Raw genomic sequence first — 24,837 nt, 5'->3', positions numbered from 1 at the left:
TATATTTTAATTAAGTATTGGCGATTAATTCATTAAATCCCTCTTTTACGATTCAATAATATTCAAAGCTAATGTATTCAAGGCATTTTCAGCTTGTAAAATTCTCTGTTTTTCCTTTTCAAATACATCTTCTTCTTTTCGAAAGGACTCTTTTCGATTTTTAATCATACGCTTCATTTCTTTTTTACTCGGTCCACCGTATACATTTCTTTTTTGAATAAAAGCTTCTGGCGATATAATTTCTTTCCACTCTTTTTCTAATAAATTTATTTTAAAATGTTCTTGCAAATACATATTTACATCTTTGAAGTGTAATTCATGTAGTTCTTTTTTCTGCTCCAATGACATATTTGCAATAGCACTTGCTGCATGATGCGCCTGCCGAAATGGAATTTCATAATTTTTCGTTAAAACATCAGCGAAATCCGTTATCGTTATTGCATGTTTATAGGAACGACTTTTTAACGTTTCTTCTTCTACTTTCATCGTTAGGATCACTGCATTCATCATACAAAAAACACGAATCGCCTTTTCAATCCCTTTATATAAATACGGCTGCAAGTCATCTTCCGTATCGACAATATCACCAAATGGTGTATTATGAATCATTTGAAATACTGTAAATGCTTCTCCTAAAGCACTACTCGTAATTGCACGAGCGTGTTCAATTGAAACCGGATTTCGTTTTTGCGGCATAATACTACTAATTTGTACATATGGCTTTGCAACAGTAATACCGTCATATTCTTTCGTTGCTAACAACAAAAAGTCATGAATCCATCTACTCGTATTCGTCATCATTACCATAAGTAGCGAGCTAACTTCTAATAAATAATCCGCTCCGGCAACAGCATCATATGAGTTCTCAATTACAGTTGTAAACCCAAGTAGATGAGCAACTCGTTCTCGTTTAATCGGGAAACTTGTTGTAGAGAGTGCCGCCGCCCCCATTGGAGACTGATTTAAAAGCTGGTACGTTTTTTTCATTCGTTCTAAATCTCTTTGCATCGTATCATAAATTGCTAAAGTATAATGACCAAATGTTGTTGGCTGTGCCGGTTGTGTATGTGTATAAGCTGGCATGATCGTTTCCTTATGATCATCAGCAAGTTGCAGTACACTTTCTTGCAATAGCAAATGATGTTCCATTAACCGTAGTACATATCGCCTTAAACTCATGCGATACATCGTTACACCCATATCATTTCTACTCCTACCAATATGCATATTACTTACAAAATCGCATTTCGCTTCTTGAGAAATTAAATGTTCGACTAAAAAAAAGAGGTCTTCATGCTGCTCTGTATATACCAATTTATCTTTTGGTATTCGCTCTACTTTTCTAAGTGCGTTTAATATAACTTTAGCTTCTTCTATTTTCATTAAACTTTCTTCAGTCAACATCGTAATATGTGCTTTATGCACTTGAAACATATCTTTCAATAAGTAATTTCGTTGAAAATCAAATACATGTTGTAATACACAATCCACATATGTTTTTCCAGGGAAATCAGCGCCTTCACTCTTTATAAACTCTTCCTTACTCTGTTTCATCACCTTTTCCCCTCTCACCTAAGTATTACTACCCATCATACCCAGAGATAGAAAAAAAGTGCTTGTACATAAAAATAAACTCGGTGCTCTCTGCACCGAGTTTATTTAATAAAAGTCGCATCATACTTATCACTTTGCAACACTTGGAAATGTAAGTTTGCTAAATGTTTCCGTATTTCTGCACTATCGTCTTCATTTAAATTATTCGCTAAAAACACAATTTCTGTACAGTTTCCACGTTTATCCATAGCGTAAACTGCTTTTGTCACCGTCCATGGTGTGTAACCATTCTTTTGCCCAGCATGTCTAAATGTTTTACGGTATTTCTTGGCACTCATGTCTGTTTCAACGATATTTGCCCATACTTTTTCTTCAGCCTCTGTCAAGCCGCCTTTATGGTTTGCTTTTTGAAGTAATACCATATAATCATTTGCGGAAGCTGCTGGTAATCTATCTGACCAAATTTTGTCGTAACGTTCCTCTAAATAAAGCGGAATTTCCTTCTGTAATAATGGTCCCTTCTTCTTTAAGCGTTCATGAATATTCATCGCATATTCACGATATTGCTCTTGAGACATTTCTTTTAACTTTTTTTCTATTTTATATTTTGGAACATGCAATTCTTTATGCAAATATCCCGGGATATATAAAGATGAAACGATTGGAAATAGTGGTTGATGTGCAGGAAGTGATAAACTTTGTAAATTCCGATTAATGTTATCTAATCCTAACAATTCCATTAAGTATTCAGCATTCGCATTCGAACTAAACTTAACCATTCCTTTTGCCACTTCTTCTAAAGAAACCGCTCCTTCAGTTATCTTGCCTGTCTTCTCCAAATACTTTTGCCATCTATCTTGTGCACCTCCATCTGTATTCGGAACATAATAACGATTCACATCATTAATCGAAACGAAACTAGACGAATCAATTTTCCCTTCAGTAACTTGTTTCGTATATTCAAGCGCCACAATTAATTTCATCGTACTAGCGACTGGCAATACAACATTGGGATTTACAGAATAAACAACTTTATCATTTCTCTTTACTAGAAGTGCACTATTTTTTTCATCTTTATGTTCTTCAATAAAAGATGCAATATACTGTGCATCATCATTATTTGAACTCCATACTTTTTTCACTAAAAAGTTACCCGATATTAGCAAAACGAAAATACCCACAATTACTGCGCATACCATAGTTTTTTTCAAGTAAAATTCCTCTCCTATTGTATAACTCTTCTCTATTTATCATTAAAAAACAAAATAATGGAGATGGTCATTTGAATAACCATCTCCATTATTTTAACTTGTATACTCCTATTATGTCTACGTCATGATTTTCACAAAATCCTCAAGAAATTTTTTATAATGTAATGACCAACCAATTCGCACCCAATTTTTCAAGGCTTTTGCATCAGGTTGAGGACGGAAATCTGCAATACTTTCTCCTTTTGCAATTCCAGCTGTATCTACATCGACACGACGATATACATAGTCTAAAAGGGATGGATTTGCCGCAACCATCATTGTAACGACGTCATGCACTGGACTTCCTGTTATTTTCGGATTTAACTTTCTATAAGCTTTATAATAATACGTAAATATCGGCTCGATTAACTTATTAAAACTCGTTTTAGAGTGTTTCGTAATATATTTTACCATTTCCGGTGTAATAATTGCTTCCGATGTAACGTTAAGTGGTACTAATGTCACATTTTTGGCATTTTGCATGACTAATTGTGACGCAATGGGATCACCATGAAAATTCGCCTCTGCGACTGGTGTTACATTGCCAGGCATTAAAAAAGCACCGCCCATTATATAATATTCTTTCACATACTTCATCATCGGCTTTTCTAAAATAAATGCTGTCGCTAACGTTGTTGATCTACCAGCATCGACTAATATTAATTCTCCTTTATATTTTTCAAGAAGATCAAAAAATGTACAAAAAGACTTTATATTTGGTGAAAAAGTTTTTGGAGGTTTAATTGGCCCTAAACCGTCTGCCCCATGAATTTCTGGATAATACGTTGTAACATCTCCGGATAAAGGAATTTTCGCACCATTAATAACAGGTATATCTTCCCGTCCTGCCATTTGCAGCAAATATGCGGCATTACTTGTCGCCTTTTCTTGTGTTACATTTCCATATCCCGTTACTACACCAACAATATCAATATCAGGATGCAACAATCCATACATAATTGCTAAAGAGTCATCAATTCCTGGGTCTCCTAAAAATAATACTTTTTTCATCGACCTCAACTCCATCCCCTCAATTGTTATTAATTTATGAATAACAATTGGTATACAGAATAAAAAAGAACAATTTCATACGAAAAAACGCAGTCCTATAAGGACTACGTTCTTCAGCTAACCTATACTGTTTTTTTTACAGCACTCATACTTCCAATAACATAAGCGATAAACGCAAAACAAATTGGGAAGACAACTGTATGTATACCGAACGGATTTGGATAGAAAAGATGAATACACATATATGAACCTACTCCAACGAAAATGGAAGCAAGCGCTCCTGTAGCATTTCCTTTCCTCCAATATAACCCTAATACGATTGGCCAAATGAATGCTGCTTCTAATCCACCGAAAGAAAATAAATTTAGCCATATTAAAAAATCTGGTGGTTTAATCGCCGCTGCATAAACGAGTAGTCCTACAATACCAGTAATCCACAAACTTCCTTTTTTTATCGTACTGTCTGCTGCATCTTTCTTTATGTAATTTACGTATATATCTTTAATAATTGACGAGCTTACAAGTAATAATAAAGAGTTTACTGTAGACATAATCGCTGCCATTGGTGCGGCTAAGAAAACTCCAGCTAACCACGGTGGCAACACTTCCATCGCAAGTAGCGGCATTACTTTATCTGGTACCGTTATACCTGGAAGTACTACTCTTGCAAATACACCTGTTAAATGCATACCGATCATAATTGTACCAACGACAACTGTTCCAATTATTAAAGCTTGGTGCATAGCTTTTGAATTTTTATAAGACATGGTACGCACGCTAATTTGCGGTAAACCTACAACGCCAATTCCAATTAAAATCCAAAATGATGTAACATATGATTTCGTTAAACTGCCATCTGCTCCGAATGGTGTAATTAAATTTGGATTAATTTGAACAAGTTCCTGCATAATCTTTTCAATTCCACCACCAGCAATGACAGTAGCAATTAAAATGATTGTCGTTCCAACTAACATAATGATTCCTAATAATGTATCTGATAGCGCGACTGCACGAAATCCACCAATTAATACGTACACAAGTACAGAAAAAGTAAATAAAAATAGTGCTGTTGTATACGATAGACCCGTTAGTGACTCAATTAATCGTCCACCGCCGACCCACTGGGCTACTGTCGCCGAAAATAAAAAGATAATAATACATAACGCAGAGAGTATAACAACTGCTTTATTATTGTATCTCCCTTTTAAATAATCGATAAGAGTAATTGCTTCCATCTTCCTAGCGATAATTGCAAACTTTTTACCCATAACCGTTAAAACGATATACCCTGTTACAACTTGAATCGCAGATAACAGTACCCATCCAAGCCCCATATTGTAAGCAATACCAGGGCCACCAATAAAGCTACTTGCACTACCGTACGTAGCAATCATTGTCATCGCTAATAATAAACCGCCTAGCTCACGCCCACCTAGAAAATATTCTTGTAAAAATTTATTATGAGCAGTTGCTTGCACGCGTCTTGAAGCATATACACCAATTAAAAATACAACGATAAACGAAATTATCATTGGAATGATTACATACCAATTCATCTATTATTCCTCACTTTTTTCTTCCTCATCGAGTGAAATATCTTGAAATACAAAACGAACAACTAAACTAAGTAAAATAACCATAACGATAAATCCAACGATACAGCTATAAAAAAACCATGCGGGAAAACCTAATACATATGTATATTCACTTGGATCTTTACTACCAAGCCCATAAGCAAATCCGTACCATATTATAAAATTAATAATAGCAAGTCCAAGACCAATTAACGCTTCTCTATGGGCTATTCGAAAGCGTGGATCATCATGATAATCTTTCATTTTTCCCCCTCCTCTCACGATGTATTATTGTACCATTGTTCTTCTAGTTTTTCCTACTAGAAAGCAAAAACAAGCAGGATTTTTTATAATCATATAGAAGCTTCTCTTACATTACATATTTTTTACAATTGTAACACAAATGAAATTTGAATTTTCAGTATTTATTAATTATGATTTTAATTAGAGGCTTTCCATCTAGTTTCCACATCCTTGATTTCGGAATAAGCGCCGTCTCGTACTGCGTTTACATTATATTTTCAAGGGGGTTATACAATGAGTCAACTAGCTGTAAATCTTCATGAAAAGGTAGAAAAGTTTCTTCAAGGTACAAAAAAGTTATATGTGAATGGATCTTTCATTGAAAGCGCTTCCGGTAAAACGTTTAAAACACCTAACCCAGCAACTGGTGAAACACTTGCCGTCGTTTCTGAAGCTGGTCGCGAAGATATTCATAAAGCTGTAGTCGCAGCTCGTATGGCTTTTGACGAAGGTCCTTGGTCTCGTATGAGCACTGCTGAGCGAAGCCGTCTCATGTACAAGTTAGCTGATCTAATGGAAGAACATAAAGAAGAGCTTGCACAGCTCGAAACATTAGATAACGGAAAACCAATCCGTGAAACAATGGCAGCAGACATACCACTTGCAATTGAGCATATGCGCTATTACGCTGGATGGGCTACGAAAATCGTTGGTCAAACAATTCCTGTTTCCGGTGATTACTTTAACTATACACGCCATGAAGCTGTTGGTGTCGTTGGTCAAATTATCCCTTGGAACTTCCCGCTTCTTATGGCAATGTGGAAAATGGGAGCAGCGCTTGCTACAGGATGTACAATCGTTTTAAAACCTGCAGAACAAACTCCACTATCTGCTCTATACTTAGCTGAATTAATTGAAGAAGCTGGATTCCCGAAAGGTGTTATTAATATCGTACCTGGATTCGGTGAATCAGCTGGACAAGCTCTCGTTAATCATCCACTCGTTGATAAAATTGCATTTACCGGTTCTACTCCTGTCGGTAAACAAATTATGCGACAAGCATCCGAATCATTAAAACGCGTTACACTTGAATTAGGCGGTAAATCACCAAATATCATCTTGCCAGATGCTGATTTATCTCGCGCGATTCCTGGTGCACTTTCTGGTGTTATGTTTAACCAAGGACAAGTATGCTCTGCTGGGTCACGCTTATTTGTTCCGAAGAAAATGTATGATAATGTCATGGCTGATCTCGTCCTCTATTCTAAAAAACTAAATCAAGGTGTCGGTCTTAACCCTGAAACAACAATTGGTCCTCTCGTTTCTGAAGAACAACAAAAACGTGTAATGGGCTACATTGAAAAAGGGATTGAAGAAGGAGCTGAAGTACTATGCGGAGGAAGTAATCCATTCGATCAAGGCTACTTCGTTTCTCCTACAGTATTCGCTGACGTAAATGATGAAATGACGATCGCAAAAGAAGAAATTTTCGGTCCAGTTATTTCTGCAATACCGTTTAACGATATTGATGAAGTAATTGAACGTGCAAATAAATCACAATTCGGCTTAGCGGCTGGTGTGTGGACAGAAAATGTTAAAACAGCACACTATGTTGCAAGTAAAGTACGTGCAGGTACAGTATGGGTAAACTGTTATAACGTCTTTGATGCAGCATCTCCATTTGGAGGATTTAAACAATCTGGTCTTGGCCGTGAAATGGGATCTTACGCATTAAATAACTATACAGAAGTAAAGAGCGTTTGGCTTAACTTAAATTAATGAGAAAGAACCTGACCTACCTGGTCAGGTTCTTTTCATTATGTATTCCTTTAAACTTGCAGTCCTCCGCTCACATTTAATACTTCACCTGTAATATAAGATGCGTATTCTGATGCTAAAAAAGCTGCTGCGTTCGCAATATCTTCTGGCGTTCCAATTCTACCAACTGGAATAGCACCAACCATCTTTTCTTTCACTTTATCTGGTATCGTTTTTGTCATATCTGTATCCATAAAACCCGGACAAATCGCATTACAAGTAATACCGAAGCTTCCAACTTCTTTCGCTGCTGTTTTCGTTAAACCGACAACTCCTGCCTTTGTAGCCGCATAATTTGCTTGACCTATGTTTCCTTCTCTACTAATTGAAGATATATTAATAATGCGTCCATACCCTTGTTGTCTCATGTAAAGAAGCGCTGGTTGCATACAATAAAAAACACCAGTTAAGTTCACTTGTAATACTTGTTCCCAAGCAGACTTCTCCATTTTATGTAACATTGCATCTCTTGTAATCCCGGCGTTATTCACCAAAATATGTAATGTACCGAATTTTTGAACCGCATATTCAATTAACGACTTCGCTTCATTTTGATTACTCACATCACATCGATATGAGCACACTTCATATCCTTCATCTGATAACTCACGTGTCGTTTTTTGTAGATTCTCTTCATTTACATCGCTAATTAATACTTTCGCCCCTAGTTTTGCATAAACCCTTGCAATCTCTTTTCCAATTCCCTGTGCAGCTCCTGTTACAACAGCTGTTTTCCCATTTAAAAACTCCATTCCTATCCCCCATTTCTATTACTTATACTGTATATTTCGGCTTTTTGCTTTTCAATTCCTCTTTGTATAAAAAAGTCTATTTGTGTCAAACTAACTTTGCAACGTCGCATAAAGTGCAAGGAGATTATGTCGAATGAACAAAAAGAATTTCAAACAAGGCAAAGCAACTGATGGCATTGATGTTGAGTTCTCTCGCGAACTCGCTGACCACAATGACTTAGAAGCAAACGCACGTGCAAATGCCGCTGATGCACGTCAAAAACGCCAATCAACCGAAAAATAAGGTACATCACAACCTTATTCTTTTCAAAAGGGACCTACTACCCAACAAAATAAACCGAGAGACATCTCTCGGTTTATTTTCTATATTTTTTTGCATAATGAGCCAAAGTAAGCAACGGATATATATGAGCATAACTATGATAACGAATATAAAACCCACCTGGCAAGCCTGTTCCAGTAGGATATTTTTCATTTACATAAGGGTTGGAAAGCAAATATGAAATACCTTTGCGAATGACTGGCGTTTCTTTATCATAGTAAGAAATGAGGGCATCTAACGCCCATGCTGTTTGGGATGGTGTACTAAATGGCAAAGTAACAAATCTTTTTTCCACACTACTTTGGCAAGATTCTCCCCAGCCACCATCTTCATGCTGTATATGTTCAAGCCATAAAGCTGCTCGTTTCAATGATGGATCGCTAGATGGTATTCCGAGTGACCGTAAACCCGTCAACACTGCCCACGTACCATATATATAACAAATTCCCCATTTCCCATACCACGATCCATTTTCCTCTTGTACATTCATTAACCAATTTATCGCACTTTGTTTTTGTTTCTCGGGCAATTGATTTTGCGTATACGTCCCGAAAAATTCTAACACTCTTCCTGTAATATCTGGTGTAGAAGGATCTGTAATCATATCACTTGCATTTTCGATTGGTAAATTTGCTAATATACGGCTCGTTACCCCTTTTTCAAAAGCCCCCCAACCACCATCATTATTTTGCAATCCTTTAACCCAATTAACCGCTCGCTTCCAAGCATTGTCTACATTTTCGTTCCCTCTACTTCGCGCCAATGCTCTTAACGTAGCAGTTGTATCATCAATATCTGGAATCGTCGTATTCACATCCGAAAAGCCCCAACCACCTGGGCAGAGATCCGGTGCATGTACACTCCAATCTACTTTCTTTGTTTGCTGTTTTCTTAGTAAATACGCTGATGCATTTTGAATCACTTTACTTGCTTTCGGAACTTGAGCTTCTTGTAAAGCATAACTGAGTAAAGCTGTATCCCATATAGTTGACGGAGAGTTTTGCAAATGGCTCCCTCTCTCCATCTTCCATATATAAGATGTGATTCCCGTTATAGCCTTCTGAATAATTGGTGATTGAATAGAATGTCCTAATGCAAGTAAAGCATAAATCATATAAAACGAGGCAGTTGCGTAACTATATAATGTTCCATTTTCATCAATACGCTCTTTCATAAAACGTTCTACTTCCTCATATCCTTTATGATGCAAAGAAAGTGGATACGTTATAATTTTCTTCACGTCACTTACTAACGTTTGAAAAACTGGAGATCGGTCCTCCCGAAACCATCCTCCGCCCCCGCCTGCAATATGATTTAAATTTGGCAATAACTTTTTCTCTACTCGAAATCTTTTATTTAAACACAACATCATCGGAATTAAATGAATACGTGCTGAGCTACTCAGTTCAAAAATACTGAGAGGGGAATCATTCTGCAGAAACATAATTGGTGTTGGCAAATGAAAGAGAGAAGGGTATTCATATTCTCCATGAATTGCTAATAAAAACTTCGTCATAAAATGAGCACGCGCTACCCCCCCGCGCTCATTTATAAACATTTCCGCTCGCTTCATATTCGCATCTTCTTTTGTATATTTTTCCGATGCAAGTAAGGCAGCATAAGATTGAATTGTAGCAGATAAATTACCACCCATTTCATCTTCATACAATTTCCATGTTCCTTCATTTGTTTGAAGTGATGCTAATCTTTTTACAAACGGTTCTATCTCTTTATCTCTACCTAATAATTTTAATAAAAAAATCATATGACAATCTGTTAGTGGCGCTCCTTCAAAACAAAACTGCCACGTACCATCTTGCCGTTGCATTGTTTGAAGTGCAGTTGTTCTTCTCGCTATTTCTTCATGCACTTTTTCATATAATAACAAGTTACTCACCCACCCTTTCGAAATCCGTATAACGATATTCAAAAAGGTAGCTGAATATGTATGAAAACAAAGAAAAGCAGAACATATAAAATGTTCCGCTCATAAACAATATCCTACTCCGACAATAATCCCTAATAAAGCACCAACTACTACTTCATACGGTGTATGCCCAACAAGTTCATTTAACTTCTTATATTCTGTTTCTCTACCGTGAAAAAACTCATTCAATATTTTTGCTTGTTTACTTACTGCAAGCCTTACTCCTGAAGCATCATACATAACAATAATGGCAAAAATAGTAGCAACCGCAAACATCGAGCTTTCCACACCTTCTACTACCCCAACTCCTGTAGCAAGTGCTGTAACAGTTGAAGCATGAGAACTCGGCATCCCACCTGAAGCGAAAAACTTTGCAAAATCAAATTCACCCGTTTTGACTAATTTAAAGACTACTTTCGTTAATTGTGCTAAAAACCATGAAATTACAGCGGCCATAAGCGGATCATTATGTAAAATTGTTTCCATGTTCTCAGCTCCTTACTGACTATAATGGAAATTCTATATAATATAAGTATAAAGAAAAATGCGTAGAAAATACTACGCATTATGATACTTTTGCTGATTTATTTTTTATAAATTTCGGTTGTTTCTGCACTAAAAACTTTGTCTTCGCTACCGAGAATACAAATAAAGCAACCCATATACAGAAAAATGCAATCATATGTGTAGATGTGAAATGTTCACCAAATACAAATACACCTAAAATTAAGCTAATTGTTGGCGCAATATATTGTAAAAATCCCACCATATAAAGCGGAATAAGTTGTGCTCCTTTTGCAAAATAAAATAGTGGTAATGCCGTTACAATACCTGCTCCTATTAAAAGTAACGTTGATAACATTGAAATAGATCCAAATGAGCCGAAACCATGTGCTCCTGTCATAACAAGATAAATGATTGCAAACGGCGTCACTAACATCGTTTCCATCGTAAGTCCAATTGTGGCATCATAGTTTAACAGTTTTTTCGTTAATCCGTATAATCCAAATGAAAAGGCAAGTGAAAGAGAAACCCACGGAATAGATCCGAAACGTACTGTTAAAATGACAACCCCTACTCCTGCTAAACCAACTGCAACATATTGCCAAAAGTTTAACTTTTCCTTTAAAACGACTGTACCAAGTAAAATACTAATAAGCGGATTAATATAATAGCCAAGACTCGCTTCAATAACATGATTATGATTAACGGCCCATATGTAAACAAACCAGTTTCCGCTAATCAAGACTGAAGCTATTGTTAATGACATTAATAATTTAGGTCGTTTAAAAAGATTCACAAATTCCCCAATAAACTGGCGAAACCTCTTCGTAACACCTAATACAAGTAACATAAAAACAAATGCCCAAACGATGCGGTGTGCTAATATTTCATCTGCTGGAACTTCCTCAACCCATTTCCAATAAATCGGTAGAATTCCCCACATCGTATAAGCACCAGCCGCATATAGTATCCCTTTTTTTTGCTCTGCTGATTGACTCCCCATCTTCCTTTTTCTCCTCTTCTCATTTTTTCTCCATTATACGGTCTCACATGCTCACTTTACCAATAATCAATCTGCATTTCTTTCGACATTTCTCATACAACGAATAATAAACATACCGTTATTACAACAAGTAACGGTATGCCGAAAACAAATTTCTTTTTATGAGTTTTATGATGAAACATATACATACCGATCCAAGCTCCAACTGCTCCCCCAGCTGCCGCTGATAAAAACAGCGTACTTTCTGGCGTTCTCCACTGTTTCTTCTTTGCTTTTCGTTTATCAAGCCCCATAAGGCTAAAAGCTATAACGTTAATAATAAGAAAATAAATCCATTTCATCGCTTTCTCTCCTTATGAAAAATTCGCTTAATGGTAACACGAAAAAACGCCGGAAACAACTGAAGAACTCTTTTTATCAAACTAGTTTCATTCCTTTTTCTTAATTAGTTACCTTCATATTTACAAAACCAACTAAAATCGCAATTAAAGCATTTAAATAGAAAAATGTTATGAGCAGAATCTTATATTTCATTACATTCACCCACTACCATATCATCAAAAAAATTGCTCTCAATCACTTTCTCCTCAAAATGAAGAACTACAATTAGCCCTACATATAAAGAAACCAAATTTAGAAACCATTCCCCATTCTCATCTTTCTTAGCTAAGCATTTAAATATCTCTTGAAATTGCATACGCTCGTCTGCAGCAACAATCGGACGCACACCAAAATATTTCAATACGAGATTCAGCTTCAACTGCACGGATAATGATAAAATATATTTTAATAGCTTCGTATACTCTGTACTATCTTTTTGACTATACAACTTCACAAGCTTTGGATGTAAATTCGAAATCGATAATTCCTCGTCAGTCACTCTAGTTACTTCTATCGTTTCAATCATCTTTTTCGTATCCATCACATTCACCCCTTCTGAAAAAATTCTAAAGCCAAAGAGTACTTAATTCAAAATGTGCAATAATTGTGCGTTTCTCGTCTCTCGTTCTTCCTCACTGACTAAATCATACTTTTTTAGAAGGTGAAAAATATCATTTAATAATTTCTGCGAATGATTACCTTGTAAAAAACTCTTTAACTCTTTAAAGATCCCTTCAGGTAAAGAATTCTTTTGACTTTCGAGCTTATTCATCACATCTTCAATAGAATGATCAATGTTACACGCCATACTAAACTTCCCCCTCTATCCTCTATAAATAATATCCTCAGCTAACGATGTAAACACTTCTCCAACAAGAGAATCTTCATCATATACAGATGAACCGCTATTTTCTTCACGTTTTGCAAAAGGTACTTGTGCGATTACTTCTGTTTGCAATTGTTCTGCTAACATTTCGCCACCGCCTTTTCCGAAGAGATAATTTTTCGATCCATCTTGCTCTTCATAATAAGCCATATTTTCTACAATCCCTAAAATCTCGTGTTTCGTATGCTTTGCCATAACTCCTACTCTAGATGCTACGAACGAAGCTACATTGTGTGGTGTTGTAACGATAATTTCTTGCGCCTGCGGGATCATTGCTGCAACATCAATAGCAACATCTCCTGTACCAGGTGGTAAATCAAGAAGTAAATAATCTAATTCTCCCCAGTGCGTATTCGCAAGGAAATTTTGAATCCATTTATTTAACATCGGTCCGCGCCACATAACCGGGTTATTTCCTTCCGTAAAAAATCCCATCGACATAATTTTAACACCGTGACTAACGACCGGAATTGCTGTTTGATCAATCATCGTTGGTTTCTTATTCGTTTCCATCATAGCTGGAATACTAAAACCATATATGTCTGCATCTAATATCCCCACTTTTTTGCCCATACGAGCTAGTGCAGTTGCAAGATTAATTGTCACCGTTGATTTTCCAACTCCACCTTTTCCACTCGTTACAGTAATAAACCGTACTCCTGAATCAAGGCGAAGCATGCTCGGCATACCAGTTTCTGTTCTACTATTTTTCTTTAACTTCTCTGTTAAAGCTGCACGTTCTTCTTGTGTCATAGAACCAAATGTTACATCCACTTTAGAGGCACCAATTGCGTGAAGTGATTCTTCAATATCTTGTTGAATTTTTGCTTTTAACGGACAACCTTGTATTGTTAGTACTACTTCAAGTTTAACCTCTGTTCCGTTCATTTGTATATTTCTAACCATATTTAATTCTACAACACTTTTGTGTAACTCTGGATCCTCTACATGTTTTAATACATTTATTATTTGTTCTTGAGTAAGCATAGAACTCATCCCTTCTCTTATTCTAATTTATATACAACATCTTCTCGGCGCTTCATCTGTTGAAAAAGCTTATTACCCTCCGCTAACGGGCGGGATTAATGCGACTATATCTCCTACTTTTATCATCTCTTCATTCGTTACAAACTCTTCATTAATTGCAACCATTACTGTATCCAAGGATTGCAAATGATAACTATCTTTCAACCATTCTTTTAATTGCCCAACAGTCATTTCTTGTTTTTCTGAAATTATTAATTGATCCAATCCAACTTCCTCACGCAAATTTGCAAACAATAAAATTGTAATCATTTTCTCATTCTTCCTTCTTTGGTTTTCCTTCTGGATATGGTGTGTTTTCAAGTTGATCTCCAACCCACATCGTTCCATCTTCCCGAAATTCTTTTTTCCAAATTGGAACGATTCGTTTTATACGTTCAATCGCGTACTCATTCGCTTCATAAGCTACTTTACGATGCGGTGATGAAACTGCAATGACTACCGCAATATCCATGATTTCTAGCCGCCCTACACGGTGCGTAATTGCTACTTTTGCATCCGGCCATCTTTCACTAATTTCTTCACCAATTCTCATAAGTTGTTTTACTGCCATCGGTTTATATGCTTCATACTCTAAATGTAGCGTTCGTTTTCCTTTTGTAAGTTCTCTCACGGTACCAATAAATGTTGTAATCGCACCCGCTTCCCTTCTTGCGACTTTATTCGTTACTTCTTCAACTAAAATCGGATTATCTACAATCTCAAATAACACTTGTCCCATTAGAACCACCTCTCACTTTATGAAATGTCCAAGGCCATTCACTACCTTCGTTATCTTCTAATAAAAGAACATCGACAAACATATCTTTTTTATATCCTCTTGTCCCGCCCGGCAATACGATAAACACGTTTGATTCTGCCAATGAGGAAACTGAGCTAGATTTATCAAAACCTGATGGATAAGCTATTAATTTCCCCTCATCATATTGCAATTTCGCTCGTACAAATCTTGTAAATGGATTCGGTTTTAGAAAATCTTCTCCTAATAACGCTTTTTCTCTTTTTAAATGTACTTTTTCACTAAACATATACGCCCGAATACACGGTCTTACGAATAATTCAAACCCTACATAACAAGCTGATGGATTTCCTGATAAACCAAATAATAACTTGCCATTTAATTGTGCTACAGTCGTAACACTCCCTGGCCGCATTGCAACTTTATTGAAAAGAACAGAGGCACCTAACTTTTCGTAAATAGCTGGTAAATAATCGTAATCTCCTACTGATACACCGCCCGTTGTAATTAACATATCCACTTGCCCAAGCGCTTCTTTCACAGCTGTAAAACATGTATTAAAATCATCACTAAACTTCCCAAAATATTTTACTCTGCCGCCTGCTCTTCGAATTTGAGACAATATCATATACGTATTACTATTTCGGATTTTCCCTGGCTGTAATGAATCATCGACATCAAGCAATTCACTCCCAGTCGCTAACAGTCCAATTACAGGCTTTCTCGCAACTGGCACTTCACTATAACCGAATGTAGCAAGAAGAGCTGAAATACCTGGATTAATGTACGATCCTTTCTTTGCAAGAACCGTTCCTTTACGAGCATCTTCACCTTGAAAAGAAATATTGTCGCCCTTTTTGAATGATCGCTTCACTTCCATATAATTGTTGCCATTCTTCTCATATTGACGAGTCAGCTCTAACATAACAACCGCATCACACCCATTCGGAATTTGTGCTCCCGTCATAATTCGAACTGCTTGAAACGGACCTACTTTCTCATGGAATAGCGATCCTGCACCAATTTCACCCACTACTTCAAATACAATTGGCGTTTCATAACTTGCTAAATTAGTATCTTCTGCTCGAATAGCAAATCCGTCATACGGCGAACGATTAAATGACGGTACATCATGGTCAGCTATTAAATCCTCTGCTAATATACGTCCATAAGCTAATTCAATTGGTAATAGCTCCTTTAAGCCTTTATCAGCAAATCCCATCACTTTACGAACAGCTTCTTCAACCGTAATTGGCACTCTTCTTTCCATTGTTGACACCCTCTCTATTAACCGAATACGCGATAATATAGTTGTTTCGCTTTCGAAATATCATTTGTACCATGAATAAAAACACGACCATCTCGAAAAACAACCACGCGGTAATCATCGAATTGGCAAGATAGTAAATACGGATTCCGATCTACTTTCCCCAGTTTTTGTAATACTTTTTCTATATCATCAAAATTGTATTTCCTATTGTCTACTGTTCTAATTTGAACTGTATTTCTTCCGCATAAAACAGCTGCTTTCGTTTGATTTTCGTATGATAAATAAGGATAAGTTCGATTCAAACCGCATGAGAGACAAGCGTCTGTTTTTATTTTCCCTAATTTTATAAAATGATTTTGATTACTCCATATATCAAACATGAAAAATGTTTTTCTAATTGCTGAGAAATCTTCCACTAAAATTTTGAGTGCTTCTGCCAATTGATATGCTGCGACGATTTGAACAGTCGGGCTAATAATTCCAGCGGTATCACATGTCACACCTGTAACAGGAATATTTTTCAGCATACAATGTAAACACGGTGTCTCTTGCGGAATAATTGTATAACTCATACCATACGATCCAACGCAAGAACCATATACCCAAGGAATATTATGTTTTTGTGATAAATCATTTATTACAAATCGAATATCAAAATTATCTGTTGCATCAATGATTACATCTACATTTTTTAATAGACCTTCCATATTTTCTGAAGTTGCATCCATTACGAAAGCATGTATTTGTACTTCCGAATTAATTTGTTCTAACCGATTTTTTGCAGCAATTGCTTTCGGCATTTTCTCTCTCGCATCTTGTTCAGAGTACAATTGTTGCCTTTGTAAATTACTCCATTCAACGTAGTCACGATCAATAATCGTCAACTTGCCAACACCTGCACGTACGAAACTTTCGGCACTTGCACTTCCTAATGCGCCTGCCCCTACAATTAACACATGTTTATTTCGAATTTTTTCTTGTCCTTTACTCCCAATTGGTTTGAACAACTGTTGTCGTGAATACCGATCAGCCATTACATACCCTTCCTCTCAAGAACTCTATTTCATATTAGAATGTTGTTTCTGATAACAAGCAAAGTAAGCAAAACCAACAAACCCAGCTCCTCCAATTACATTTCCGATAAAAACAGGAACAAAATTTTTAGCCAAATCCATCCACGTTAGATGACCAGCAAAAATAACAGCGGAAATGACAAACATATTTGCTACTACTTGCTGAAATCCAATCACTACAAATGCCATAATTGGAATCCAAATTCCGATGATTTTTCCGACAAAATCACTCGTCCCGTAAGCGAGCCAAAGAGCAAGACAAACGAGCCAATTACAACCAATTGCTAAAATTAAAGTTCTTCCAAATGATTCATGTAACTTCCCTTCCGCTATCGCTACTGTTTTATTTAAATACTCTCCCTCTGTTAATCCGCCAAGATGTCCAAAGCAATACGCAACGAAAATTGCCCCAATAAAATTCATGAGAGTAATCCAAACCCAGTTATTCAGTACACTTATCAATGTAATTTTCTTTGCATAAAGCGCCATAGACAGTGACATCATATTTCCCGTAATTAATTCTCCTCCTGCTAATACTACGAGCATAAGTCCAACAGGAAATACCGCTCCTCCTAAAACATTCACTAGACTCCCCCAGCGCTCAGGTAAATTCCCTAAAACTCGAATGTTAAGTAAAAAACCTATCGCAATAAACGCTCCTCCTAAAAAACCGAGAATAAGCATCGCTGGCAATGTCTGTCTTACTTTTTGAACACCGGCCTCAATGACAAGCTCAGCAATTTGTTCCGGCTTATGAAATGCCATTACCCATTCCTCCATTTTCTCCAAATAAAAAAGCAGCTTCAAAAAACCTCCTCAAAATAAAGGTTTTTGAATGCTGCTTAATTTCTCTGCACATCTTTTACAGAGATATCAATCATCACTTTTACTATAAAATAGAAAATCCACAACTCTTGTAAATTCCCCATTTTTCACTATGACGCTAGCTTTATATATTAACCACCGATATGTGACATTTCAATTTTAGGTATTGTATTCTTATTTTTATGATTTAAGCGTTCATCTGAATAACGATCTTCCCTATTATTCCATATATCGCGTACTACATCTGTAATGTCCTCATCTGTATGTTCAGAACGAAGCAATTCTCTTAAATCATTTCCTTTAGAAGCAAATAAGCAAGTATATAATTTTCCTTCTGCAGAAATACGAGCTCTCGTACATGATGAGCAAAAAGAATCTGTTACCGATGAAATAATACCTATTTCCTCGTCGCTTCCTATATAACGATACCTAGTAGCCACTTCACCAGAATAATTTGCTTCTATCCGTTCTAACGGCATAACTTGATGAATCGTATCTACTATTTCTTGTTTAGAGACGACCTCTTTTAAATCCCAACCATTATAATTTCCAACGTCCATATACTCAATAAAACGAAGAATATGCTTGTTTTCCTTAAAGTATTGCGCCATCTGCAAAATGTCCTGTTCGTTTTTTCCCTTTTGAACGACCATGTTTATTTTAATTTTCATTCCAACTTCAGCTGCAGCCTGTATTCCTTCCAGAACCCTTTGCACTTTGCTCCTATTACCATTTAAATAGAAAAACCGCTCTTCTTCTAAGGAATCTAAGCTAACTGTTACACGTGATAGTCCCGCCTTATATAAATCAGGAGCAAATTTTTTAAGTAACGATCCATTGGTTGTTAAACCGATATCTTCTACACCATCTATTTTATGAAGCCGCTCAATAAGCTTTGGAAGCCCTCTTCTAAGTAACGGTTCTCCGCCTGTAATCCGTAATTTTCTCACACCTAAAGAAACGAAAATACGTGTTATCCTTTCAATTTCATCAAAAGATAAAATTTTGTCATTAGACAAAAACGAGTAATCAGGACCAAATATTTCTTCTGGCATACAATATCGACAGCGAAAATTACAGCGATCAGTAACTGAAATACGTAAATCCTTTAACGGACGTTGCAACTTGTCTAATGTAACTGATTTCATCTTCATTGCCTCACTTTTATTTTATATTTAAAACACGCTCTGGATGGGTATACACATTTAAGGATTGATTACGAATAAATCCTATTGTCGTAATACCTAAATCTTCCGCTAGTTGCAAAGCTAACTCAGTTGGAGCTGATTTTGATAGTATAATTTCACAACCGATTTTTGCAACTTTCAATAATATTTCCGAAGAAATACGACCACTAAAAACAATGATTTTATCTTTTATAGAAATATCGTTTCTTAAACAATAACCATAAATTTTGTCTAGTGCATTATGCCTACCAATATCCATTCGGCTTAAAATAATACCATTCACATCACATAAAGCTGCATTATGAACCCCACCAGTATGATGAAACGTATCCGCAGATTGCTGCATTTCTTTCATTAACCGAAAACAATCCTCTGCCGTAACCTGTACATGGACACCCTTCATTTTTTTTGCACTTAGTGCATCATTTGTAAAAATAAACCCTTGCCTACTCATACCACAACAAGACGTAATATAGCGTTTATTTTGCATTTGTTCATAATACGGATTTACTTTTGTCGTTGTTACATGCACAAAGCCTTCTTTCTCCTGCACCCATACACTATCAATATCTTCATACTTCCGAATGATTCCTTCAGACGCTAAGAAGCCTATTACCATATCTTCTATATATTCTGGAGTACTAACCATTGTAACAAACTCCTGTCCGTTCATTTTAATGGTGACAGGAAACTCTGTTACAATGCTGTCCTCTATATGCTTAAATGCTCCCTGTTCATAACGAAAGATTTCTCTTTCTACCTGTATCGGTTTCACGATCAGTATCCTTCTCTCACGTTATATTTTTATCAAAAACAAATACCGAAACTGCAATATCTTCTTCTACTTTCATATCTGAAAACAAATTCACTAATTTCGCGCCAACAAGTTCCTCCAAATGTTCACGGGAATTCGCAGCATACACTTCTTGAATCATTTTTGTTCTAGCCAGATGAACCATTTCCGCACCGTCCATCGTACTTGAAATAAATTTTTCAGTAGGTGTTAAGTTTCCATAAAGAGTCGCTATAGCCATATTTTCTGCAAAAACAGTATGAATTCGTTCCGGTCCTTTTCCGAAAAGTTCCTTTCGAAGTTTTCGGATCATATCATTAAATTCATGTACTTTTTTTGACATACAATTATACCTCCCAAAAGCCTCATTTTACTTTATTATATATTTTACCAAAATGAGCCTTCCGCCCAAACTATTTCGTACAAATATTTGGGCGAAAAGGTTCACTTCATGAAGTTTATTCGTCTTTTAACCCTTTCCCCATACCTTTTAAGAAATGAAGCCCAAACCCGATCGCACGGTTAATATCTGGGTCTTTCAATACTTTCATAAGATCGAATACCCCTACTTTTTTATTACTTTCTAGATGTTCATTACCTTCTTCTAGCCCGACTAATAAACTACCTATAAGCTTTTTCGTAAGTTCTGGGTCAAGTTCAGTTAACGCACCTGCAGCGCCCATCATATTATTAATTAAATTTGTAACAGGCTCACGAGTTACTTGACCTAGAACAATCTTCGCAATTGGTTCTTTCGCTTTTAGCATAGAATTTGCAGCTTCTAGCATTCCAATGTCATTTAATTCCCCTACTATATTAAACATCTGATTTAGAGCTTCTTCATTATTAGTTAGAAGCTCTTTTAAATCATCTAACTTTTGCTGTTTTATTTCTTCCTCAGTTAATTCTTGTTTTTGAATCATTTTTATAGGTGCAGCCATAGTTTTCTCCTCCTACTTATCCGTTAAATGCACATACCCTGTACGTGCCCACTTACGATGTACCTCAATTCCAGCTTGAGGGTGACGTTTTTTATTGCGTGGGTTCGCTTTTGGCATCGGATTTTCGCCATCAACTTCTAACACTTCCATACGTACTTTCGTTTGTTTATACGCAGGTGTATTCGTACGTACATCCACAGCAGGACCTGTTAAGAAATTAATTGCCGTTTCGTTATCTGTAGAGTTCATCGGTAAATATAACTCATTCGCTTTTACACGATCTGTAACGAGTGCACGTAATTTTAATGCTCCAAAAGGAGAGACAAGACGAACTAACGAACCTGTTTTTACGCCACGTTCTTTTGCAAGGTCTGGAGAGATTTCAACGAAAACACCAGGTACTTTCGTTTGAATACCTGTTGATTTATTTGTCATATTCCCTTCATGGAAATGCTCAAGCATACGACCGTTGTTAATGTGAAGGTCAAACTCGGCTGGAAATTCAGCTGGACGTACCCAGTCAGCAATCGCAAAACGAGCTTTTTTATCTGGGAAGTTAAATCCATCTTGGAACAGAAGTGGTGTATTCGTTCCATCAAAACTTCCCCAATGGAAACTGTTCCATCCTTCAAGTACTTCATAGTTCGCTTGCGAGAACAATGGTGATAAACTTGCCATTTCAGCAAAGATTTCACTTGGGTGGCTATAATTCCAGTTTGCACCTAGTTTATTCGCAACTTCCTGGACGATCCACCAGTCTGGTTTCGCATCTCCTAGCGTAGGAAGAACTTGATATAATCTTTGGACACGGCGCTCTGTATTTGTGAAAGTACCTTCTTTCTCAAGAGATGGCGCTGCTGGTAATACAACATCTGCATATTGAGCAGTTTTAGAAAGGAAAACATCTTGCACAACGAAGAAATCAAGGCTCGTTAACACTTCATGTACATGATTTGCATTAGAATCTACAAGAGCCATATCTTCTCCGACAAGATACATTGCTTTCATTTTTCCTTCGTCAATTGCGTGAAGCATTTCAATATTATTAAGACCTGGTTCACTATCAATTTTCACTCCGTAAGCAGTTTCAAATTTCGCACGTTCCATTTCGTTAGTAACGTGCTGATATCCTGGAAGCCATCCTGGTAAAGTACCCATATCACAAGCACCTTGTACGTTATTGTGACCTCGAAGTGGGTATGCACCTGCTCCTGGACGACGATAGTTCCCTGTTGCAAGAAGTAAGTTTGAAATCGCAGCGGAAGTATCAGAGCCACCTGTATTTTGCGTTACTCCCATCCCCCAAAGGATACATGTACCATCTGCATCACGAATCATTTCAGCCATTTGAATAAGTGTTTCTTTTGAAATACCAGTCATTTCTTCTCCATATTCAAGTGTATATTCTTTCAGGCTCTCTTTGAAATCTTCAAAGAAGTTTACATTCTCATTAATAAATTCTTGATCATGCCAACCTTGATCAATCATATATTTCGTAACAGCCATTAACCATACTTGATCTGTTCCTTGTTTTGGACTAATAAAGACATCTGATCGCTCTGCCATTTCTGTTTTACGAAGATCAGCTACAATTAACTTTTGTCCGTGTAATTTATGTGCACGTTTAATACGTGTAGCTAAAACAGGATGACCTTCTGTCGGATTACATCCTACAATAATAACAAGACCAGATTGCGCAATATCTTTAATCGTTCCTGCATCACCGCCCATACCAATTGTACGGAACAAACCATCCGTTGCTGGTGATTGGCAATAACGTGAGCAGTTATCAATATTATTCGTTTCAAATACTTGTCGGGCTAGTTTTTGAATAACGTAATTGTCTTCATTCGTAATTTTAGATGAAGAAATAAAACCGATAGCATCTTTACCATACTCTTCTTTAATCGATCCTAATTTACTTGCAACTACATTCAATGCTTCTTCCCATGTCGATTCAACAAACGTTCCATTTTTACGAATTAAAGGTTTTGTAATTCGTTCTTTAGAATTTACGAAATCCCAACCAAATTTCCCTTTTACACAAGTGGAAATTGCGTTAACTGGTGCATCTGAAGATGGCTGTACTTTAAGGATTTCACGCCCCTTCGTCCACACTTCAAACGAACAACCTACACCACAAAATGTACATACTGTTTTCGTTTTCTTCGTACGAGTATCACGCATGGCCGCTTCCACTTCTGATACCGCAAAAATACCGCTATATCCAGGCTCAACTTCTTTAATTAAATCTACCATCGGTTCAAGAATATCTGGTTTTAATCCCGTCATAAATCCAGCTTCACCGAGCATCGTTTTCTCCATTAAAGCGTTACAAGGGCAAATCGTTACACATTGACCACAGCTAACGCATGAAGAATCATTAATATTTACTCCTTCATCCCAAATAACTCGTGGGCGTTCCGCTTCCCAGTCTATCGATAACGTTTCATTTACTTGTAAGTTTTGACACACCTCAACGCATTGACCGCATGCAATACATTGATTAGGGTCATAGCGATAAAACGGATGCGTCATATCAACTTCACTTACATCTACTTTCGGTTCATAAGGATATTTTTGATGTTCGATTTCCATTAATTCTGCTGTATTATGCAGTTTACAGTTCCCATTGTTATTGTCACATACTGTACAGTATAATAAATGATTTTCTAGTAACCGATCCATCGCCTCTGTTTGCGCTTCTTTTGCGCGAACAGAAGCACGTTCAATGTCCATACCTTCCGTTGCTATCGTCGAACAAGAACGCATTAACTTTCCGTCAACTTCTACAATACAAGTGTCACATGTTTGAATAGGATCTACTTCTGGCACGTAACAAATTTGCGGATGTTCAATCCCGTTCTCATTAATCACACCCAATATCGTTGAACCAGGCTCCGCTGCATACTTTTTTCCGTCAATTGTAATATGAACCATGTTGTCATTCATGGTCTTTCCCCCTTTTTGAGAATAAAAAAACTCCACCACGAAAATATACGCACCACATTTTTGGCACGCTATTATCATGGTGGAGTAGTTTATTAGCACATCTTGCTAAAATACCAATCCATTTATTCATAAATAAAACGATAGATTCATAACAGGTCATATCACGATTCCATCTTTAACACTATAATTATAGCGTTAAATGTACAAATATACAATATAAATTTTAAACTGCGCATATGTCTGTATGTAACTATCCATAATAACCCATATAAAGTTCAACGAGGAATAAGGTGAATATATGGGTTCTTTTCGAAAATGGATAAGGGGCGAAAAATCTTTCTCTACACACGAGCAATCTGAAACTGTATTACATAAAGAAATTTCTTCCTCCATGCCGCTTAATCTTAAACACTTATCCAAATTATTTAGTGGTATTCCAGAATTAATTACACGCACTTTCCCGTTAAAAAACGGAAAAGAAGCTGCTCTTATATATATGGAAGGACTTGTAGATAAAACTGTTATTAATGTAGATATTCTTCGGCCTCTCTTATTTAAAGAATGGAATGAAGACGATTTTTGGGAATCTTCTGTTTCTATAGGGAATATTAAAAAAGTTCAGAAGTGGATAGACATTGAGCAATCTCTCTTACATGGAAAAAGTATTTTATTTATAAACGGTCAATTATCGGCTTTAGAACTAGATACACAAGCGGCGCCAAAAAGGAGTATTGAAGAACCTACAACAGAGACTTCCATAAAAAGCTCACACGAAGGATTTAATGAAG

26 protein-coding genes are annotated in these 24,837 nt (G+C 36.6%); 3 read left to right on the top strand and 23 right to left on the bottom strand.

The features are described from left to right. Positions 1-45 precede the first annotated feature (45 nt). The 5 genes from argH to MR167_RS15350 form a co-directional block, all read right to left on the bottom strand. Positions 46-1,554 carry an argininosuccinate lyase gene (gene argH, locus MR167_RS15370; protein ID WP_242314946.1) on the bottom strand — a complete coding sequence of 503 codons (1,509 nt, stop codon included), beginning with the start codon at positions 1,552-1,554 and terminating at the stop codon, positions 46-48. 101 nt (positions 1,555-1,655) lie between these two features. After that, positions 1,656-2,765, bottom strand: coding sequence for a serine hydrolase (locus MR167_RS15365; RefSeq protein WP_000753478.1), 1,110 nt, complete (start codon positions 2,763-2,765; stop codon positions 1,656-1,658). A gap of 117 nt (positions 2,766-2,882) precedes the next feature. Beyond that, a complete protein-coding gene (locus tag MR167_RS15360) occupies positions 2,883-3,815 on the bottom strand; it encodes a nucleoside hydrolase (protein WP_242314944.1) in 933 nt (310 codons plus the stop codon). A gap of 122 nt (positions 3,816-3,937) precedes the next feature. Next, positions 3,938-5,371, bottom strand: coding sequence for a sodium/pantothenate symporter (gene panF / locus MR167_RS15355; RefSeq protein WP_106081760.1), 1,434 nt, complete (start codon positions 5,369-5,371; stop codon positions 3,938-3,940). Positions 5,372-5,374: 3 nt separating this feature from the next. Beyond that, the gene (locus MR167_RS15350; protein ID WP_000656237.1) at positions 5,375-5,653 is read right to left on the bottom strand and encodes a YhdT family protein; all 279 of its coding nucleotides are present in this window, start codon (positions 5,651-5,653) and stop codon (positions 5,375-5,377) included. A 273-nt stretch (positions 5,654-5,926) separates the two neighbouring features. On the opposite strand from MR167_RS15350, the gene dhaS reads away from it, so the two are divergent. After that, positions 5,927-7,411 (top strand): aldehyde dehydrogenase DhaS, encoded by a 1,485-nt coding sequence (gene dhaS / locus MR167_RS15345; protein ID WP_000080279.1) that lies wholly within the window; start codon positions 5,927-5,929, stop codon positions 7,409-7,411. A gap of 50 nt (positions 7,412-7,461) precedes the next feature. On the opposite strand, the gene fabG is transcribed toward dhaS, so the two are convergent. Then, a complete protein-coding gene (fabG, locus tag MR167_RS15340; RefSeq protein WP_000395038.1) occupies positions 7,462-8,202 on the bottom strand; it encodes a 3-oxoacyl-ACP reductase FabG in 741 nt (246 codons plus the stop codon). A 133-nt stretch (positions 8,203-8,335) separates the two neighbouring features. Between fabG and MR167_RS15335 the strand changes: the two genes are divergently transcribed. Next, positions 8,336-8,485, top strand: coding sequence for a YfhD family protein (locus MR167_RS15335; RefSeq protein WP_242314942.1), 150 nt, complete (start codon positions 8,336-8,338; stop codon positions 8,483-8,485). A gap of 73 nt (positions 8,486-8,558) precedes the next feature. On the opposite strand, the gene MR167_RS15330 is transcribed toward MR167_RS15335, so the two are convergent. From MR167_RS15330 to fdhF, 17 genes are all read right to left on the bottom strand, one after another. Further along, complete coding sequence (locus MR167_RS15330) at positions 8,559-10,412, bottom strand: terpene cyclase/mutase family protein (RefSeq protein ID WP_242314940.1); 1,854 nt, start codon at positions 10,410-10,412, stop codon at positions 8,559-8,561. Between the two features lie 99 nt (positions 10,413-10,511). Continuing rightward, positions 10,512-10,937 (bottom strand): divergent PAP2 family protein, encoded by a 426-nt coding sequence (locus tag MR167_RS15325; RefSeq protein WP_000447821.1) that lies wholly within the window; start codon positions 10,935-10,937, stop codon positions 10,512-10,514. Positions 10,938-11,016: 79 nt separating this feature from the next. Further along, positions 11,017-11,958 carry an EamA family transporter RarD gene (gene rarD / locus MR167_RS15320; protein WP_000535541.1) on the bottom strand — a complete coding sequence of 314 codons (942 nt, stop codon included), beginning with the start codon at positions 11,956-11,958 and terminating at the stop codon, positions 11,017-11,019. A gap of 92 nt (positions 11,959-12,050) precedes the next feature. Beyond that, positions 12,051-12,299 (bottom strand): DUF1294 domain-containing protein, encoded by a 249-nt coding sequence (locus MR167_RS15315; RefSeq protein WP_000871349.1) that lies wholly within the window; start codon positions 12,297-12,299, stop codon positions 12,051-12,053. 182 nt (positions 12,300-12,481) lie between these two features. Continuing rightward, positions 12,482-12,880: a hypothetical protein gene (locus tag MR167_RS15310; RefSeq protein WP_242314938.1), complete on the bottom strand. Its 399-nt coding sequence runs from the start codon at positions 12,878-12,880 to the stop codon at positions 12,482-12,484. A gap of 42 nt (positions 12,881-12,922) precedes the next feature. Then, on the bottom strand, positions 12,923-13,147 hold the full coding sequence (locus tag MR167_RS15305; RefSeq protein ID WP_000752378.1) for a hypothetical protein: 225 nt from the start codon (positions 13,145-13,147) through the stop codon (positions 12,923-12,925). Between the two features lie 15 nt (positions 13,148-13,162). Beyond that, positions 13,163-14,212, bottom strand: a complete 1,050-nt coding sequence (locus MR167_RS15300; RefSeq protein WP_242314936.1) for a P-loop NTPase — start codon at positions 14,210-14,212, stop codon at positions 13,163-13,165. Between the two features lie 72 nt (positions 14,213-14,284). Beyond that, a complete protein-coding gene (gene moaD / locus MR167_RS15295) occupies positions 14,285-14,521 on the bottom strand; it encodes a molybdopterin converting factor subunit 1 (protein WP_000628473.1) in 237 nt (78 codons plus the stop codon). Positions 14,522-14,525: 4 nt separating this feature from the next. Next, positions 14,526-14,990 carry a molybdopterin synthase catalytic subunit MoaE gene (gene moaE / locus MR167_RS15290; protein WP_000531883.1) on the bottom strand — a complete coding sequence of 155 codons (465 nt, stop codon included), beginning with the start codon at positions 14,988-14,990 and terminating at the stop codon, positions 14,526-14,528. Then, positions 14,971-16,278 carry a molybdopterin molybdotransferase MoeA gene (locus MR167_RS15285; RefSeq protein ID WP_000442187.1) on the bottom strand — a complete coding sequence of 436 codons (1,308 nt, stop codon included), beginning with the start codon at positions 16,276-16,278 and terminating at the stop codon, positions 14,971-14,973. Before MR167_RS15285 ends, moaE begins: the two co-directional genes overlap by 20 nt. Before the next feature lie 17 nt (positions 16,279-16,295). Continuing rightward, complete coding sequence (locus MR167_RS15280; RefSeq protein WP_000785263.1) at positions 16,296-17,312, bottom strand: molybdopterin-synthase adenylyltransferase MoeB; 1,017 nt, start codon at positions 17,310-17,312, stop codon at positions 16,296-16,298. A gap of 24 nt (positions 17,313-17,336) precedes the next feature. Beyond that, the gene (locus tag MR167_RS15275; protein WP_000863998.1) at positions 17,337-18,116 is read right to left on the bottom strand and encodes a formate channel; all 780 of its coding nucleotides are present in this window, start codon (positions 18,114-18,116) and stop codon (positions 17,337-17,339) included. A 191-nt stretch (positions 18,117-18,307) separates the two neighbouring features. Continuing rightward, on the bottom strand, positions 18,308-19,324 hold the full coding sequence (moaA, locus tag MR167_RS15270) for a GTP 3',8-cyclase MoaA (RefSeq protein ID WP_000844115.1): 1,017 nt from the start codon (positions 19,322-19,324) through the stop codon (positions 18,308-18,310). Between the two features lie 16 nt (positions 19,325-19,340). Beyond that, on the bottom strand, positions 19,341-20,138 hold the full coding sequence (fdhD, locus tag MR167_RS15265; protein WP_242314934.1) for a formate dehydrogenase accessory sulfurtransferase FdhD: 798 nt from the start codon (positions 20,136-20,138) through the stop codon (positions 19,341-19,343). A 16-nt stretch (positions 20,139-20,154) separates the two neighbouring features. Continuing rightward, positions 20,155-20,499 (bottom strand): Na-translocating system protein MpsC family protein, encoded by a 345-nt coding sequence (locus MR167_RS15260; RefSeq protein ID WP_000039580.1) that lies wholly within the window; start codon positions 20,497-20,499, stop codon positions 20,155-20,157. Between the two features lie 115 nt (positions 20,500-20,614). Further along, positions 20,615-21,097, bottom strand: coding sequence for a helical membrane plugin domain-containing protein (locus MR167_RS15255; protein ID WP_000729897.1), 483 nt, complete (start codon positions 21,095-21,097; stop codon positions 20,615-20,617). A gap of 12 nt (positions 21,098-21,109) precedes the next feature. Continuing rightward, the gene (gene fdhF / locus MR167_RS15250; protein WP_242314932.1) at positions 21,110-24,049 is read right to left on the bottom strand and encodes a formate dehydrogenase subunit alpha; all 2,940 of its coding nucleotides are present in this window, start codon (positions 24,047-24,049) and stop codon (positions 21,110-21,112) included. Between the two features lie 298 nt (positions 24,050-24,347). Here fdhF and MR167_RS15245 point away from each other — a divergent pair. Then, a partial coding sequence (locus MR167_RS15245) for a spore germination protein (protein WP_242314930.1) occupies positions 24,348-24,837 on the top strand: 490 nt, incomplete at its 3' end.

The organism is Bacillus cereus group sp. BfR-BA-01355, from assembly GCF_022663675.1.
In the GTDB taxonomy this organism is placed as follows: domain Bacteria; phylum Bacillota; class Bacilli; order Bacillales; family Bacillaceae_G; genus Bacillus_A; species Bacillus_A thuringiensis_S.
The sequence above is the reverse complement of the archived record's forward strand: the minus strand, read 5'-3'. Positions and strand labels throughout refer to the sequence as shown.

What these genes read in the sequence shown, in the direction of transcription:
- MR167_RS15275 (WP_000863998.1), bottom strand. Translation starts at nt 18,116, where the DNA reads ATGGCATTTCATAAGCCGGAACAAATTGCTGAGCTTGTCATTGAGGCC.
- moaE (WP_000531883.1), bottom strand. Translation starts at nt 14,990, where the DNA reads ATGGGACAAGTGTTATTTGAGATTGTAGATAATCCGATTTTAGTTGAA.
- MR167_RS15255 (WP_000729897.1), bottom strand. Translation starts at nt 21,097, where the DNA reads ATGGCTGCACCTATAAAAATGATTCAAAAACAAGAATTAACTGAGGAA.
- dhaS (WP_000080279.1), top strand. Translation starts at nt 5,927, where the DNA reads ATGAGTCAACTAGCTGTAAATCTTCATGAAAAGGTAGAAAAGTTTCTT.
- MR167_RS15260 (WP_000039580.1), bottom strand. Translation starts at nt 20,499, where the DNA reads ATGTCAAAAAAAGTACATGAATTTAATGATATGATCCGAAAACTTCGA.
- MR167_RS15310 (WP_242314938.1), bottom strand. Translation starts at nt 12,880, where the DNA reads ATGGATACGAAAAAGATGATTGAAACGATAGAAGTAACTAGAGTGACT.
- MR167_RS15325 (WP_000447821.1), bottom strand. Translation starts at nt 10,937, where the DNA reads ATGGAAACAATTTTACATAATGATCCGCTTATGGCCGCTGTAATTTCA.
- rarD (WP_000535541.1), bottom strand. Translation starts at nt 11,958, where the DNA reads ATGGGGAGTCAATCAGCAGAGCAAAAAAAAGGGATACTATATGCGGCT.
- MR167_RS15300 (WP_242314936.1), bottom strand. Translation starts at nt 14,212, where the DNA reads ATGCTTACTCAAGAACAAATAATAAATGTATTAAAACATGTAGAGGAT.
- fabG (WP_000395038.1), bottom strand. Translation starts at nt 8,202, where the DNA reads ATGGAGTTTTTAAATGGGAAAACAGCTGTTGTAACAGGAGCTGCACAG.
- MR167_RS15280 (WP_000785263.1), bottom strand. Translation starts at nt 17,312, where the DNA reads ATGGCTGATCGGTATTCACGACAACAGTTGTTCAAACCAATTGGGAGT.
- fdhF (WP_242314932.1), bottom strand. Translation starts at nt 24,049, where the DNA reads ATGAATGACAACATGGTTCATATTACAATTGACGGAAAAAAGTATGCA.
- moaD (WP_000628473.1), bottom strand. Translation starts at nt 14,521, where the DNA reads ATGATTACAATTTTATTGTTTGCAAATTTGCGTGAGGAAGTTGGATTG.
- MR167_RS15360 (WP_242314944.1), bottom strand. Translation starts at nt 3,815, where the DNA reads ATGAAAAAAGTATTATTTTTAGGAGACCCAGGAATTGATGACTCTTTA.
- argH (WP_242314946.1), bottom strand. Translation starts at nt 1,554, where the DNA reads ATGAAACAGAGTAAGGAAGAGTTTATAAAGAGTGAAGGCGCTGATTTC.
- panF (WP_106081760.1), bottom strand. Translation starts at nt 5,371, where the DNA reads ATGAATTGGTATGTAATCATTCCAATGATAATTTCGTTTATCGTTGTA.
- moaA (WP_000844115.1), bottom strand. Translation starts at nt 19,324, where the DNA reads ATGAAATCAGTTACATTAGACAAGTTGCAACGTCCGTTAAAGGATTTA.
- MR167_RS15315 (WP_000871349.1), bottom strand. Translation starts at nt 12,299, where the DNA reads ATGAAATGGATTTATTTTCTTATTATTAACGTTATAGCTTTTAGCCTT.
- MR167_RS15350 (WP_000656237.1), bottom strand. Translation starts at nt 5,653, where the DNA reads ATGAAAGATTATCATGATGATCCACGCTTTCGAATAGCCCATAGAGAA.
- MR167_RS15285 (WP_000442187.1), bottom strand. Translation starts at nt 16,278, where the DNA reads ATGGAAAGAAGAGTGCCAATTACGGTTGAAGAAGCTGTTCGTAAAGTG.
- MR167_RS15305 (WP_000752378.1), bottom strand. Translation starts at nt 13,147, where the DNA reads ATGGCGTGTAACATTGATCATTCTATTGAAGATGTGATGAATAAGCTC.
- MR167_RS15335 (WP_242314942.1), top strand. Translation starts at nt 8,336, where the DNA reads ATGAACAAAAAGAATTTCAAACAAGGCAAAGCAACTGATGGCATTGAT.